This window comes from Anabaena azotica FACHB-119 (assembly GCF_014697625.1).
GTDB classification, from domain to species: Bacteria; Cyanobacteriota; Cyanobacteriia; order Cyanobacteriales; family Nostocaceae; genus Trichormus; species Trichormus azoticus_A.
Window position 1 is genome coordinate 213,771 of the sequence record NZ_JACJSG010000001.1, and the last position, 14,265, is coordinate 228,035.

The 14,265-nt window shown below is 42.5% G+C and carries 12 protein-coding genes; 6 read left to right on the forward strand and 6 right to left on the reverse strand.

The window, feature by feature from the left end:
- Positions 1 to 50: 50 nt before the first annotated feature.
- Together radC and H6G83_RS00965 are read right to left on the reverse strand one after the other, a co-directional pair.
- The gene (radC, locus tag H6G83_RS00960) at positions 51 to 782 is read right to left on the reverse strand and encodes a RadC family protein (protein ID WP_190465701.1); all 732 of its coding nucleotides are present in this window, start codon (positions 780 to 782) and stop codon (positions 51 to 53) included.
- A gap of 200 nt (positions 783 to 982) precedes the next feature.
- A complete protein-coding gene (locus tag H6G83_RS00965; protein WP_190465704.1) occupies positions 983 to 1,921 on the reverse strand; it encodes a phosphoribulokinase in 939 nt (312 codons plus the stop codon).
- A gap of 703 nt (positions 1,922 to 2,624) precedes the next feature.
- On the opposite strand from H6G83_RS00965, the gene H6G83_RS00970 reads away from it, so the two are divergent.
- Positions 2,625 to 4,226 (forward strand): peptide ligase PGM1-related protein, encoded by a 1,602-nt coding sequence (locus H6G83_RS00970; protein ID WP_190465705.1) that lies wholly within the window; start codon positions 2,625 to 2,627, stop codon positions 4,224 to 4,226.
- Here the strand turns inward: H6G83_RS00970 and H6G83_RS00975 are convergent.
- The 3 genes from H6G83_RS00975 to H6G83_RS00985 form a co-directional block, all read right to left on the reverse strand.
- The gene (locus tag H6G83_RS00975; RefSeq protein WP_190465707.1) at positions 4,223 to 5,407 is read right to left on the reverse strand and encodes an RNA-guided endonuclease InsQ/TnpB family protein; all 1,185 of its coding nucleotides are present in this window, start codon (positions 5,405 to 5,407) and stop codon (positions 4,223 to 4,225) included. The genes H6G83_RS00970 and H6G83_RS00975 overlap by 4 nt on opposite strands.
- 418 nt (positions 5,408 to 5,825) lie before the next feature.
- Positions 5,826 to 6,140 carry a hypothetical protein gene (locus H6G83_RS00980; RefSeq protein ID WP_190465709.1) on the reverse strand — a complete coding sequence of 105 codons (315 nt, stop codon included), beginning with the start codon at positions 6,138 to 6,140 and terminating at the stop codon, positions 5,826 to 5,828.
- A 421-nt stretch (positions 6,141 to 6,561) separates the two neighbouring features.
- A complete protein-coding gene (locus tag H6G83_RS00985) occupies positions 6,562 to 7,104 on the reverse strand; it encodes a DUF721 domain-containing protein (protein ID WP_190465711.1) in 543 nt (180 codons plus the stop codon).
- A 106-nt stretch (positions 7,105 to 7,210) separates the two neighbouring features.
- Between H6G83_RS00985 and H6G83_RS00990 the strand changes: the two genes are divergently transcribed.
- The 5 genes from H6G83_RS00990 (at position 7,211) to H6G83_RS01010 (ending at position 12,264) form a co-directional block, all read left to right on the forward strand.
- Positions 7,211 to 8,590, forward strand: a complete 1,380-nt coding sequence (locus H6G83_RS00990; RefSeq protein ID WP_190465713.1) for a hypothetical protein — start codon at positions 7,211 to 7,213, stop codon at positions 8,588 to 8,590.
- Between the two features lie 190 nt (positions 8,591 to 8,780).
- The gene (locus tag H6G83_RS00995) at positions 8,781 to 9,488 is read left to right on the forward strand and encodes a PspA/IM30 family protein (protein ID WP_190465715.1); all 708 of its coding nucleotides are present in this window, start codon (positions 8,781 to 8,783) and stop codon (positions 9,486 to 9,488) included.
- A gap of 160 nt (positions 9,489 to 9,648) precedes the next feature.
- Positions 9,649 to 10,428 (forward strand): PspA/IM30 family protein, encoded by a 780-nt coding sequence (locus H6G83_RS01000; RefSeq protein WP_190465718.1) that lies wholly within the window; start codon positions 9,649 to 9,651, stop codon positions 10,426 to 10,428.
- Positions 10,429 to 10,616: 188 nt separating this feature from the next.
- Complete coding sequence (locus tag H6G83_RS01005; protein ID WP_190465720.1) at positions 10,617 to 10,952, forward strand: thioredoxin family protein; 336 nt, start codon at positions 10,617 to 10,619, stop codon at positions 10,950 to 10,952.
- Between the two features lie 88 nt (positions 10,953 to 11,040).
- Positions 11,041 to 12,264 (forward strand): LL-diaminopimelate aminotransferase, encoded by a 1,224-nt coding sequence (locus tag H6G83_RS01010; RefSeq protein WP_190465722.1) that lies wholly within the window; start codon positions 11,041 to 11,043, stop codon positions 12,262 to 12,264.
- Between the two features lie 777 nt (positions 12,265 to 13,041).
- Here the strand turns inward: H6G83_RS01010 and hetR are convergent.
- Complete coding sequence (gene hetR / locus H6G83_RS01015; RefSeq protein ID WP_190465724.1) at positions 13,042 to 13,941, reverse strand: heterocyst differentiation master regulator HetR; 900 nt, start codon at positions 13,939 to 13,941, stop codon at positions 13,042 to 13,044.
- Positions 13,942 to 14,265: the final 324 nt, after the last annotated feature.

Below are 14,265 nucleotides of genomic sequence, written 5' to 3' on the forward strand. Positions count from 1 at the left end.
GATGAGCAGAGGAAGCAGTATTTCCCTTTCCCCTTTCCCCTTTCCCCCCATTAATCACCCTGCGGGTAATCATTCCACAAAGTGGTGATTTCACGCAAACTCTGGTGATTCCCATTACCTAAAATTAAATGATCTAACAAGGGAATCCCTAAAAGTTGCGCTCCTGCTAATAGTTGGCGTGTTAATTCTATATCCTCTTGACTGGGTTCCACGTTACCGGAAGGGTGATTATGGGCAACAATTGTGCGTGTTGCACCTTGGCGAATGACTTCCCGAAAAATTTCCCGTGGAGAAGCCAAAGTTTCCGTAGCTGTACCGATAGTAATTACTTGCGTCCCCAGTAGGCGATTTTTCACATCTAGTAATAACACCGCGAAACGTTCTTGATTTTGCCACATCAAGTCTTGACTCAGCGCCGCCGCCGCCGTCACTGGACTATCAATTGGTGTCCTGTCTAAAGGACGGGATTGAAAAGCGCGTTTACCCAATTCAATCGCTGCTAATATAGTTGTGGCTTTTGCTGGGCCAATACCGGGAATTTGCATTAACTCAGCCGGGGTAACTTCTCGCAAAACGTCGAGTGGGTCGCGCTGATGTTTGCTCAACTCCTGTAATATATATTGTCCTAAACCGACGGCTGAGAGTTTCCCAGGCCCTTGACCAGTACCTAAAAGAATTGCTATCAACTCGGCTGTGGCTAAAACTTTCGGCCCGTGAGTCATTAACCGTTCACGGGGGCGTTCATTGGTGGGTATATCAGCAATTCTCAGGCAATAGGTCATATAACAACTAAAGAAAAACTCATAGATACAGTTATCTTCAGTTATCCCTTGTTTGCGCTCAGTTTCACCCAAGCTTGAGCAAATCTTTAATTTTTGCTTTTTTCTTCATCTATTGGTAATTGGTAATTGGTAATGGTAGAAAATAATTACCTATTACCGACCAAACCAAGCATATCGTCAGTAATTAGCCGGACTTGATATTACTGATAAATTTGCGTCGCCTTCAACATATGGTAAGTAATGATTAACTGAGTAAGGGCGAGGGGGTAACTTTGCAGTGTTTCCCCTGTTGTACCTGCTACCTTACCTAGTTCGGGGTTACTTTCGCGATCGCATACATTGGTCAAGTACGGCATATCAGAACAAAGAATATGCTCTAATTTATTCACCTGTTCTAAAGTCGCATGACCATCAACTTCTAACACATCCACTGGTTTACCCATATCCCTATCTAATCCCAGGCGAATTGCTGAACCAGAGTCATCATTAGTTAATTTAATAATTGGCGTAAAATCTGGGTGGGGAATGGTGGGACGCAATACTAAACGCACATTCAGGTGTCCGTTAGCTTCATCATGATCATCACAAGGCGGATAAAAACTCACAACAATATCAGACCATTGTCTCTGAGGACGAATAAATTGTTCCGAGTCTGGTTCACGTTTCTCTAATTCTGCTAACACTTGTTCGGGTGTGTAACCGCGTTTTTGAGTGTCGCGTTTGACTTTCCATTTAGCACGCAGGTCTTCTGGTGGGGCGAGGTAAACCCTCACATCGTAGCATTCACGGGCTGCACGGGTAGAATAACCCAGCAATCCCTCGATAATCACAAATTTATTTGGTTTGATATACTGTGGCGGTTCAAAAGTTCCGGTTTTGTGACTATATACGGGTTTGAGAATTGGTTGTCCTGTACGTAGCAGCGATAGATGCTGCTGCATGATATCTAAATGGTTACAATCAGGGTGGAGAGCTGTGATTCCTATCTCTGCGCGTTGCTGACGGTCATACCGATGGTAATCGTCTGTACAGATGAGGGTGACGTTATCCGTCCCTAGTATTTGTGCAATCCCCTTAGTCAAGGTCGTTTTACCAGCAGCACTATCACCAACTATACCAAGAATTATTGGACGGCTCATCATACTCCCCTCCCGGATATTAGCAACGTGAGTAATAAATTTTGCAGAGAATGTTTTCTTATTTTAGAAGGGATTGTATCAAGTCATTTAATTGAAGACATTTTGTGCAACATCTCTATACATTTAGAAATAATCTCTACTTGATTTGTGAAAAAATGACATCTGTATTCCAGTAGGATTTAGGGAGTTTATCTATATATGTAAAGTAAACGCCCAGCATTTAACATCTACCAATGATTACTGAGAAGATGTTGATATTCCTATGGTCATACTTCAACACTCATAATTCAAAAGTTATATCAAGTTCGGCTAATTACTTATAATATGGTTGTTTTGGTCGGTAATTGGTAATAGCTAATAGGTAATTGTTGTGAGCCATTACCGATTACCGATTACCTATTACCAGCCCCCAATATATGATAAGTATTTAAGCGGACATGATATTAGAAGGTTTTTAGTTAAACAAAATTTATAACTTCATATCATCACAGGATTCTCAATCCTGACATTTAGATTTTAACTATGTAAATTAACGCATAGTACAAATTTTTCCTACTTTGGGGGAATAGCCAATAAATACAAAAATACATACTATGACAGAAGTGAATAGAGTCAAGAACTATTGCATAAAAGCAATATATAAAGTGCTTTGGGTTATATAAGAGTAATAAGCCAGTATTGGGGAGCAAATGAGGAAGGGACTATGGTAACTCTAAATCATACAGAATTGGCATCAGTCGATCAGTTTCGCAGCCTGCAATGTACCTTGCGCGATCGCTGGAAAACTATCGAGCAATTTGACACTGGTGAAGCAGATATTGTCGTTATTCCTTCCTTAAGTATCGACCAGCGCGAAATTCAAAAAGTTGAGGGTTGTGAACATTATGAAGAAAGATTACTGTTCACCTTGATGCGCTTACGCAATCCCCGGACTAGATTGATTTATGTAACATCAATTCCCTTACATCCTAGCATTATTGATTATTATTTACAACTGCTACCCGGTATCCCCTTTTCTCATGCGCGTAATCGCTTGCTACTACTTTCGACCTATGATTCTTCTCCTAAACCCCTAAGTCAAAAAATCTTAGAACGTCCTCGGTTAGTGGAAAGAATTAAGCAAGCTTTAAGGGCAGAAAAATCATTTATAGTTTGCTATAATTCAACAGAATTAGAAGCAGAATTATCAGTAAAATTAAATATCCCCTTGTATGCTGCTGCACCAGAATTGCAGATTTGGGGGACAAAAAGTGGTAGCCGACAAATCTTTGCAGAAAGTGGCGTACCCCATCCCGATGGGAGTGGACTAGTTTGGACTTACCAAGACTTAGCAGTGGCGGCTAGTGAATTGTGGGAACGCCAACCATCACTGAAAAAGATGGTAGTGAAGTTAAATGAAGGGATTTCTGGGGAAGGAAACGCACTGTTAGATTTGCAACCAATCATGGATGTTGCACCATCAAAAGCTACTCCAGCCGAGAGGGTAGCCGCAATTAGCGATCGCTTTTCTTCACTGCGTTTTCAAGCCAAGCAGGAAAATTGGCAGAACTTTTCCGGTAGAATTACAGAATTAGGAGCGATTGTCGAGGCATTTGTCGAAGGAGAAATTAAGCGATCGCCTAGTGTCCAAGGACACATCATACCCACAGGCGAAGTAGAAATTCTCTCAACTCATGACCAAATTCTGGGCGGCCCAGACGGACAAATTTACTTAGGTTGTCGGTTTCCCGCAGATGAAAGCTATCGCCTGCAATTACAACAATTAGGCTTACAAGTCGGGAGAAAGTTGGCAGAAAAAGGCGCGTTGGAAAGATTTGGTGTAGACTTTATCACCGTTGACAAAGGCAATGGTGAATGGGACATTCAAGCAATTGAAATCAACCTCCGCAAAGGTGGGACAACCCATCCCTTCATGACCTTAAAATTATTAACCAACGGTCGTTATGAATTATCTACCGGGTTATTTTACAGTCAACAAGGTCGTCCCAAATACTACATTGCTACAGACAACTTACAAAAAGACCGTTATCGGGGACTATTGCCTAATGATTTAATGGATATCATCGCCCATCATCGATTACATTTTGATAGTTGCACCGAAACAGGAACAGTTTTTCATTTGATGGGTTGTCTTTCCCAGTTCGGTAAATTGGGGCTAACTAGCATTGGTGATTCACCTCAACAAGCAGAAGATATTTATAACAAAGTTGTCAAAGTTCTTGATGACGAAACCCGCGTCAACACTCAACATTTTCCCCTCTTCTCTGATTATAGCTTCCCTAACGCTTGGGATGGATATAGTTAATTGTTGACATACTCCCCCGAATACAATTCGGGGGATTCTGGGCTGCTAACAGCGATTGCAGGCAGAGCCAGTCTGACATCACCTAACCCAACAGTCGATGCCCCGACTGTTTGAATATTACGTGCGGCGTTGTCGTCTCTGCCATTAATTGACTGACATGAAGGACAACGCCACTCTCTGACCGAGAGATCCAATTTCTCCAAAATATGGCCACAACTTGAGCAAGTCTTGCTACTGGGATACCACGGGTCAATATAGACAACCAGTTTATTCTTCTTTTTAGCAACCCATTCTAGTATTTGTATAAACTCACCAAAGCAAGCGTCTGATATTTTTCTCCCCCAAAGTCGCTGCATTCCTTTAAGGTTTAAAGTCTCAAAACAGAGAACATCAAACTTGTCGGTTAACTCATGGGCTAGTTTCCAGAACCAGTCACACCGACAATTGGAAATATCCTCATACTTGCGTACTAGATTCTTCCTCGCTCGTTCCCTATTAGATGAACCTTTTAGCTTTTTAGAATGCCGTATGCTGGCTTTTTTGATTGCGTTTAGAGACAGCTTGAAAAATTGAGGAGACTCAATTGTTGTACCGTCTGAGCAAGTGAGGAATGTCTTTAACCCGAAGTCAAAGCCAGCGATTTTACCCGTCTTGACTTCAACTTCTGTACAGACGCGATTAATCGCATCTCTATCAACCACTACAACCATAAACAACTCACCTAATGGTGTACGTTTGATAGTTAAGGTTTTGATTGTTCCCTCAATCTCTCTCGACTTCCAGAATTGATAAATCTTACTTCCAATTTTTACTCTGTTGCCACCCAAAAACTTATAACCTGCTTGTTTAAGGGTAAATGATTTGTATTTTTTAACCTTTTTAAATCCTGGTGGTCTAACCCCCTTCTTGTTGTGTTTAAAGAATAATTGGTAGGCTTTCTCAATACGTTGGCAGATGTCTTGCACTGCTTGAGAGCCTACTGATTGCCAAAATGGATTACGTTTTCGCAGTTTAGCAATATGAGATTGAAGTTTGACACAGCTTAAATGTTTGCCCCACATTTGGTAGTAGCGTTTGTGCAGAGCAATACAATGATTGTAAATTACCCCACTCGCATTGATCATGCGTTTAAGGTGTCTATTCCGCTTGTGCTGATATAACTTAAATCTCAGTGTTTTCATACACATTATTATACCATTTTATAGCCGAATAAATTCGGCTTCTTCGCTTATATCCCCTGGTTAGAAACCAGGGGCTTTACGCATCACGCCTCGTAATTGCTAATTGGTGATTGGTAATTGGTTGGACAAGTTCTAGAAAGCCTATATCTTCAGAAGCGAGAATGGCGCTGTCCGTCCTGTCAATCTGACTTTTCACGGTATTTGAAAAACCTCACTTCCATTCCTCTCACCCACGAGGGGAGAGGCTTTGATTTTCTCCACCTTCCCTAGTAGGGAAGGTGGCTGGGGGGTTAGGTCTGGCGTTAGCTTTTCCACATGACGTGAAAAGTCAGCTGTCACGAAAAGTTAGCGTAACCTTTGCCTGAATCCAGAACTTCTGGTTCGTGGAGTGGCTCAAAGTCAGGTAATATATAAATGGTTAAATAAGTACTGTCTCAGCTTTTGCTTGGTCAGAAGTAGAGGCAGTTTTCTCCTGATTTACAGCAAAAATAGCATTTTCTACATTAGACACCAGAGGCTCCGATTCTACTAAAACTGGTGTAGCATCAGGTAAACTCCACGCATCTTCTAAAGTTTCCCAAGATGGGGCAAAAGGTGGTAGCGCTAAAGCGCAAGCTTTCCAACAGGCTTGTACAGGCGCTCCCAACTGTTGGCACATCCCGCCTCGACGACCCTCTGGTTTGTAGTGGCGGCAATATCGACAGGCAGATGTCAAAGAATTAATAGATTTCATTTGGGTTCATCTTTTATGCCGTTTATGGCTGATTTCGTCTTTATATTTTCCTTCTAGATAGAAATACGTACCGATCCCGTAACCCGTGATTACAGCTAGGTTAGAACCGTTTTTACACTAAAATTAACTTTATTATGTTTTTAGATTTATGTTATATTTTTCAATGTTACTTATAGTGGATACATATAAATTATTGCCTTTAACTTATTGGGGATCAAAGGTAAAAGTCATACTTTTGATATATGATGAATTTTTAATTAAGTTATATCTTTTGAGTTTAAATGAGCTTTTTTAACGGATACATCATTAAAAATGTAAATTTAACAACCAAGATAACGGGCAAAAAACTGTTGATTTATACATAAAATATCAAATATTTTTAGGTGTGGCAGGATACAGGCGCTTAAGAGCCTGTCCCCCGCTATAACTGCTTAACACTACAGAACCCACAAACCCCCCAACGCTGAAGTTCACCGGGTGGTGTGGGACATTCGCATTGAGGACAAAGGGGTAAACGTTGCGATCGCTCTTGTTTTGTCTTCGCCCAATTGCTAAAAACCTGATTCACGTCTTCACTCACAACTCTCACCTGATGCACTGCATCAACTTCACCCAAATAACTTGGATGTTCGCTAGGTAAAATAGTTGTCTGTGGTTGTTCCTTTTGTGGATGACGTTGCCAACCAGCAGTAGAAAAACGTATATCTACTAAAGGATTGGTTAGTTTTTGATTTAACTTGACAACTAAGGTTTGACGGCTAAAGGTCAAGTTTTGCGCCCAAGCAGCACTAGAAGTAGCCACACGTAAAACATCACGCTGTATCGATAAAGGTTGAGTTTGGGCAGCAATAACACTACCTACAACTTCTGCCCAAAATTGGCACACTTGCTGAAACGGTTGTTCTTGCCATTTCGCCTGCTTTTCTATAACACCTAAAATATCATTAACCGATTTAAAAGACATCTTGCCAAATTACAGCCACAATTGAGCTTAGTTCCCGGATCTATAGTAATAAACAATTTTTCACAGCATTCGCAAACAACTAGTCTAAGTTTGAGGCACAAAGGCGATGAGTCAAAAACCCCTGATGGATGGTAATGGACTGAAACCAGCATTAGCGGCTGCGTTAGCGAGTTTAGAAGTGCAGTTAGAACAAGAGTTAGCCCGTTACCGACGCAAGCGCATGGGAATAAGGGCTACCAGTCAATCTAGTGTGCATAGTTACGCTCATAATTATGCACAAGAATCGGCAGATAAAAATGCCACAATGGCAAACACTCAGCCATCGCTATTAGAAATTAAACCCCTTTCCAAACCTCTACCTTTATCCCCAACTCCCCAGGAAAAACCAGCACCAGTCACTATCAAGTCATCTACTCAAGACAAAAAACCACAACCAGAAATTGAAAATATTTCTCCCCCAGTCCCTAGTACCCAGACCCCAGACCCCAGACCCCAGACCCCAGACCCCAGACCCCAGACCCCAGTCCCCAAAATACCAGATAACTCTCAACCAGAAGCCAATACACAAATTCCTCTCCCGCCAGCCAAGTCTAAGGACAATGGTAGTATCGTCCCGGCGATCGCTCAACCTAATCAAAGCGACAAACTTTTAGCTGATGATACTCCTCCCCAACCAGATGACTATTTAGAATCGAGTGAAGCACTGTTGCGGAGTCTCACAGACGAACAGCCAGAAGAAAATCAAGCCAGAAATGCTAACGATAGTCTACTATCCCCTTTGGGTATCGGCTCCATGTTGCTTTTATTAGTAGCAAGTCTGACTTTGGGTTATGTAGTCTTCAATCCTAAAACCCTACCTCAGTTGAATTTCAGTAGATTATTCAATGGTAACTCATCTCCCAGCACCGAAAATCCCCAGCCAGTTGCTAGTAATCCCCAAACCCAATTACAACCAGAACTTACCCCCATACCCAAGTACCCCAATTTAGCAGCCAAAGAGTTTTCAGAAGTCAGAGATCCTATTGATGTAGTTGGCTTACAACCCAAGGTGCAACCAACCCCCACTACCCCAGCCAATCCTATCGCTATTCAAACCCCTGTTGTGCCTCCAGTTACCAACACCTTACCAGAGACACAACCTTTACCAACCCTCAATCCTTCTCCTAGCCCCAGTCTACAACCCATACCCACAGCCACCCTCAATCCTTCTCCCAGCCCCAGTCTACAACCCATACCCACAGCAACTGCAACTCCAACTCCACCGAGCGCCGAAATCAAACCCTCAGCAGATGGACGGTACAGTATCGTTATAGAGAATCAAAACTCTAACACCCTGAATGAAGCAAGGCGAGTAGTTCCAGACGCTTACCTGTCACGCAACAGCAAATTAATCTATCTGGCTACAGTCAAGACGAAACAACAAGCCCAACAAAGGCTCAAAAAGCTACAAGCCCAAGGGCTGAAGGTAACGGTACAGCAGCCATAGATAGTAGAAATTTGCGATAGGATTAGGGAATAGGGGGATTGGGGATTGGGGATTGGGAAGAAAGAATAACCAAATGTAGCGGATTTTTCAGATAAGTTACCTATTAACCTTACCTAACGTTTTCTGCAAAATAAATTTTTTGAATTTTCCCTAAAGGGTTGACTGGCGAGACAATGAATGGAGGGCTGAGATGGAATTGATTAAGCGTATCCAAAGGGTGATTAGGGCTAACTTGAACAGTTCGCTGGCTAGTAAGGAAGATCCAGAGAAGATTCTGGAACAAACTGTGATGGAAATGCAGCAACATTTACTGCAATTGCGACAGGGAATAGCACAAGCGATCGCCACCCAAAAACGCACTGAACGTCAAGCCGCCTCAGCCCAGTCAACCGCCGCAGAATGGTATCGTCGCGCCCAATTAGCACTACAACAAGGTAATGAACCTCTAGCCAGAGAAGCCTTGACAAAACGACAGTCTTATGTTAATGCAGCCGAAACCTTTTCTAGCCAAATTGGCGAACAAGTTGAGGTTATAAGTAGACTAAAACAGGATATGCGGACACTGGAGTTAAAAATTGCCGAGGCGAAGATGAAAAAAGATATGTACATCGCTCGCGCTCGTTCAGCAGAAGCATCTTATAAACTGCAAGAAATGTTAAAGGGTGGTTCAGCTACTAGTAGCTTGAATGCTTTTGAACGCATGGAAGAAAAAGTTTTGCAAGTAGAAGCAAAATCAGAACTCATGAATCAACTCGGTAGCGATGACTTACAAAAACAATTTGACGCTTTAGAAGCTGGTAGTGATGTTGATAAACAGCTAGAGGCGATGAAAGCTCAAACATTACCAAATACAACAGATCCCCAAGCGCAACAACTACCCCAAGGTGATAACTTTTAAACAATAGTCAATTATCAACACTAGGATATATCTTATCAATTAGCGGTTATTACGACACACTGAATACAACCGGAAAGATTACATTGAAAATGGAAGCTACTAAATAGTAAAAAAGTCAACTAATCAACAAAGCGCGTAAACTCCAAAAGGAAAAAAAGTTATGGGATTATTTGATCGGATTAAGCGAGTAGTTAGTGCCAACCTCAACGATTTAGTCAATAAAGCCGAAGATCCAGAAAAAATGCTAGAGCAAGCTATTCTGGAAATGCAGGAAGACTTGGTACAGTTACGTCAGGGTGTAGCACAAGCGATCGCCGCTCAAAAACGTACAGAGAAACAATATACTGATGCTCAAAATGAAATCAATAAGTGGCAACGCAATGCCCAATTAGCATTACAAAAAGGTGATGAGAACCTAGCTAGACAAGCTCTAGAGCGTAAAAAAACCTATAACGACACCAGCACAGCCCTAAAAGCTAGTCTAGACCAACAAAGCACTCAAGTTGAAGCCATCAAACGTAACTTAATCCAGCTAGAAAGCAAAATTTCTGAAGCCAAAACCAAGAAAGAAATGCTCAAAGCACGGATTACCACAGCCAAAGCCCAAGAGCAACTCGAAGGGATGGTACGTGGGATGAATACCAACAGTGCAATGGCAGCCTTTGAGCGCATGGAAGAGAAAGTCCTGATGCAGGAAGCCCGCGCCCAATCAGCCGCAGAACTAGCCGGAGCAGATTTAGAAAGCCAATTTGCCCGCTTAGAATCAAGCAGTGATGTTGATGATGAATTAGCAGCCTTAAAAGCCTCCTTAGCTCCCGCAACCCCAGTCAACCAACCTCTACTTCCCGCAGAACAAGAACAACAACCCACATCTCAAAAATCTAACGAAGCAGTCGATTCCGAGTTAGAATCCCTACGCAAGCAATTGGATCAGTTGTAATCCCAACTCCTAATTCGCAATACCCGACGCTATCTTGCTACGCAATTTCAACTAGTCCCACAGCTGTTAGTTGTGGGATTTTTAATTCAACTGTCAACTGTCAACTGTCAACTGTCAACTGTCAACCAGTTTGAGATACAGTAATTTGTGTGCCAACTTTGTATCGATGCCAACTAATGGAGACTGCAATGAGTAACGGTGTAATCACCATCACTGATGCTGAGTTTGAGAGCGAAGTATTGAAAGCCGAGCAGCCTGTGTTAGTTTACTTCTGGGCTTCTTGGTGTGGGCCTTGCCAATTGATGTCACCACTGATTAATTTAGCTGCTAATACCTACAGCGATCGCCTGAAAGTCGTTAAACTAGAAGTCGATCCCAACCCCGTTACGGTCAAACAATATCAGGTAGAAGGCGTACCAGCCCTGAGACTAATCAAAGGGGAAGAGTTATTAGTATCTACCGAAGGGGTAATCAGCAAAGACAAGTTACTTAATCTTCTAGATACGCATTTGAACAATAATTAGTTTATAGTCAGTAGTCCATAGTCCATAGTCCATAGTCGAAAAATTTGTGGCTGTTGACTGTTGACTGTTGACTGTTGACTGTTGACTAATGACTAATATGCAATTCTCACAACGTTTAAAACCCCTGCAATCTAATGTATTTGCGGACATGGACAAGGCTAAGGCCTTGGCTATAGCAGCAGGGAAAGAGTTGATTGATTTATCACTGGGATCATCTGATTTGCCAGCCGAGGCTCATGTAATTGCAGCGATCGCTAAATCTTTACATGATCCCAGTACTCACGGCTATTTGTTATTCAATGGTACGCGAGATTTTCGGCAAGCTGCGGCTAACTGGTACGAACAAAAATTTGGGATCAAAGTCGATCCCGAAACCGAAGTCCTACCTTTAATTGGTTCCCAGGAAGGCACGGCTCATTTACCCTTAGCCTTGCTCAATCCTGGGGATTTTGCTCTACTCCTTGATCCCGGCTACCCTTCCCACGCTGGGGGAGTCTACTTAGCTAGTGGGCAAATCTACCCGATGCCATTAAAGGCAGAAAACGATTTTTTACCTGTGTTTACCGATATCCCGACTGCTGTCTTAGCTCAGTCGCGGATGATGGTGTTAAGCTATCCTCACAATCCTACAGCAGCGATCGCACCCCTATCTTTCTTTAAGGAAGCTGTCGCCTTTTGTCAAGAACATAACATTGTTCTCGTCCATGATTTCCCTTACGTAGATTTAGTATTTGCAGAACCTGGCAACTGGGATCAAAATCTTCCCCAGTCCCCGATCCCCAGCCCCCGATCCCCAGTCCCTTCCATCCTCCAAGCTGACCCAGAAAAGAGCATTTCTATCGAATTTTTCACGCTTTCTAAGTCTTATAATATGGGTGGCTTTCGCATTGGTTATGCGATTGGTAATGCCCAGTTAATTCAAGCTTTACGCCAAATCAAAGCAGCAGTCGATTTTAATCAGTATCGGGGAATTTTAAATGGGGCGATCGCAGCTCTTTCTGGCCCCCAAGCAGGCGTGAAAGCTGCTGTTACTACCTTTCGTCAACGTCGTGATGCCTTTATTGATGCTCTACACCGCATCGGCTGGTATGTTCCCACTCCCAAAGCCACGATGTATATTTGGGCAAAATTACCATCGCCTTGGAGTCAAAATTCCATAGAATTTTGTACAGAGTTAGTTAAACAAACAGGTGTAGCGGCTTCCCCTGGTGCTGGCTTTGGCAAGTCCGGTGAAGGATATGTCCGCTTTGCCCTAGTACATGAGCCACGGATATTAGAAACTGCCGTTGAGCGAATTAGCAGTTTTCTCTAGTGGCGTGGTAAGGCTAAACTTGTGCATTAGCTAAAAATTTCAAGAAACGAAAAACCTCACCCCCAACCCCTCTCCTACGAGGAGAGGGGTTGGGGGTGAGGTCAAAACAACGCTTGTCGAACTCACGTTAATCAAATATCATCAACAATTAACGATGATCCCGGTGAACCCGCCCCTACCGAGTCTCATTAGCTCCCGGCATAGGCTATTGTTTGGATAATAAAGGTTTTTCTAATTCACATCAGGCGTAAATTATAAAACCCTTATATTAAGCAGCTTTTGAAGCTGTCACCTGTCACCTGTCCCCTGTCCCCTGCTATAAATTTAGCCAAATTCATGGAAATCTTTCCGGATTGATCGGCTGCTAGATTGTATAAACTGATCTGTTGGCAATCATTTTTAGCCTGTTGCCTATCTCATCTCATGTTTGATCAACAGACTCTACCCATTATCAGTATCTATGATTAATTTCTTTAATCACACAAAACTTTTATGATAAATTAAATTTAAAAATCTTCACTATACTCAACAATTAAACAAACTAGACAGGAGACATCTGCACGCGATAGGCTGCTTTTAACTTCCCGGAAAATACGCCTGTAGCTTTGGCTGAATCGTTGCTACATCAGGTGTTAAATCCTGAATGCGAACAGTAAAAACGGCCCATCGCTGCTGTGTCAGCTGCTCTGTAGATATTTGCTTCTAGCTGAGTAGTTGGTCATCACTAGAGAAATTTCTGGCGGGAAAAATCACTAGTAATCCTCATTACCTGGGTAATTAATCTTCTTTCCTGCCGAACACCATTTGCAAAATCATCGGGATACCACCTACTTGGTGATATTTATCAGCCCAAGCACGAATGATTTCATCTAGTTCCTGCATGGCTTCATCCCAACGTTCTGGCGGCACATCTAATTCTTCCAAGGCACGCATAGCATTTGGTCTTTTTTCTGCCCAATCTTTCATCATGCGGAAATACCGGGCGGTATCTTCTACCATGATATAAGTGCGCTCTTGGTCGTCTGCTGGGGCATAGAAGGGACGAGTCAAGGCATAAAAGGGCATTCCCCAAGGCGAATCTATTCTTGTCACCGTGCCAGAGTAGAGCAGACGACGCTTGATGTGTTCTGCTAAGGCTTCACTTAACTCCATACGGTGTTCTGGTGGCAATTCTTCTTGCGATCGCTTATGGAGAAATTCAATTAACTCTAAAAACTCAAAGGATGTCACCAACTGAGCATCGGGAAGATTACTAGGTAGCTTCTGCTCAATTTGTTTCTTCTCTTCGCTTGTTAGACTTGTACCAGGAATACGGGATCGCCCAGGCATCCAAGGGTACTTTTCTAACCAGACATAGGGAAACTGAATCAAGTATCGGGGTTCTTGAGAACCCAAAGTCTTGAGCAGTTTGCCCTCCATTAGGGCTTGTCTGACTTCCTCAACTATAATTTTGACCCGCTTTGGCTCTAGGTGGTGCAAATGTCCAGTCATCCGGAGATTTTGCCCCTGCTCTAGATAAGTCATGTAAATTGCACACTTAGCCGCCGTTGCTGCTGCATCTAGAAATGCTCCATGCCTATGCCCACTTGTCCTCATGGCACTAAAAGCCAGATATAGCATGATCTGATCCATTGCACTGGGGCCAAGACGCTTGATCAGATCGATGTCGTTGCTCATATTACAAAATAGTTGAATGGCACACTTAATTAGTCTAAAAAAGTAGTTGATGTACACCCACAGGGGGGTGATATTGTCGCTCTAGAATGTTTATGATGTTTGGGCTAAGTGTTGATTATTAGTCAAGATGCTCATTCCTCCGTAATTTATAACGTATTATTAGTAACTGTACTGCTAATATACGTGCTTGTATCTTACCGAAAAATCACAAAATAACTGCCAGAATTTCCTCTTTTATAATTTAGTCAACTACTGGCAAAATTTAGGCTTCTAATAAGTAACCTACAAGGACTTTCTCCATTATCCGGATCTTCTTTGCGCTTT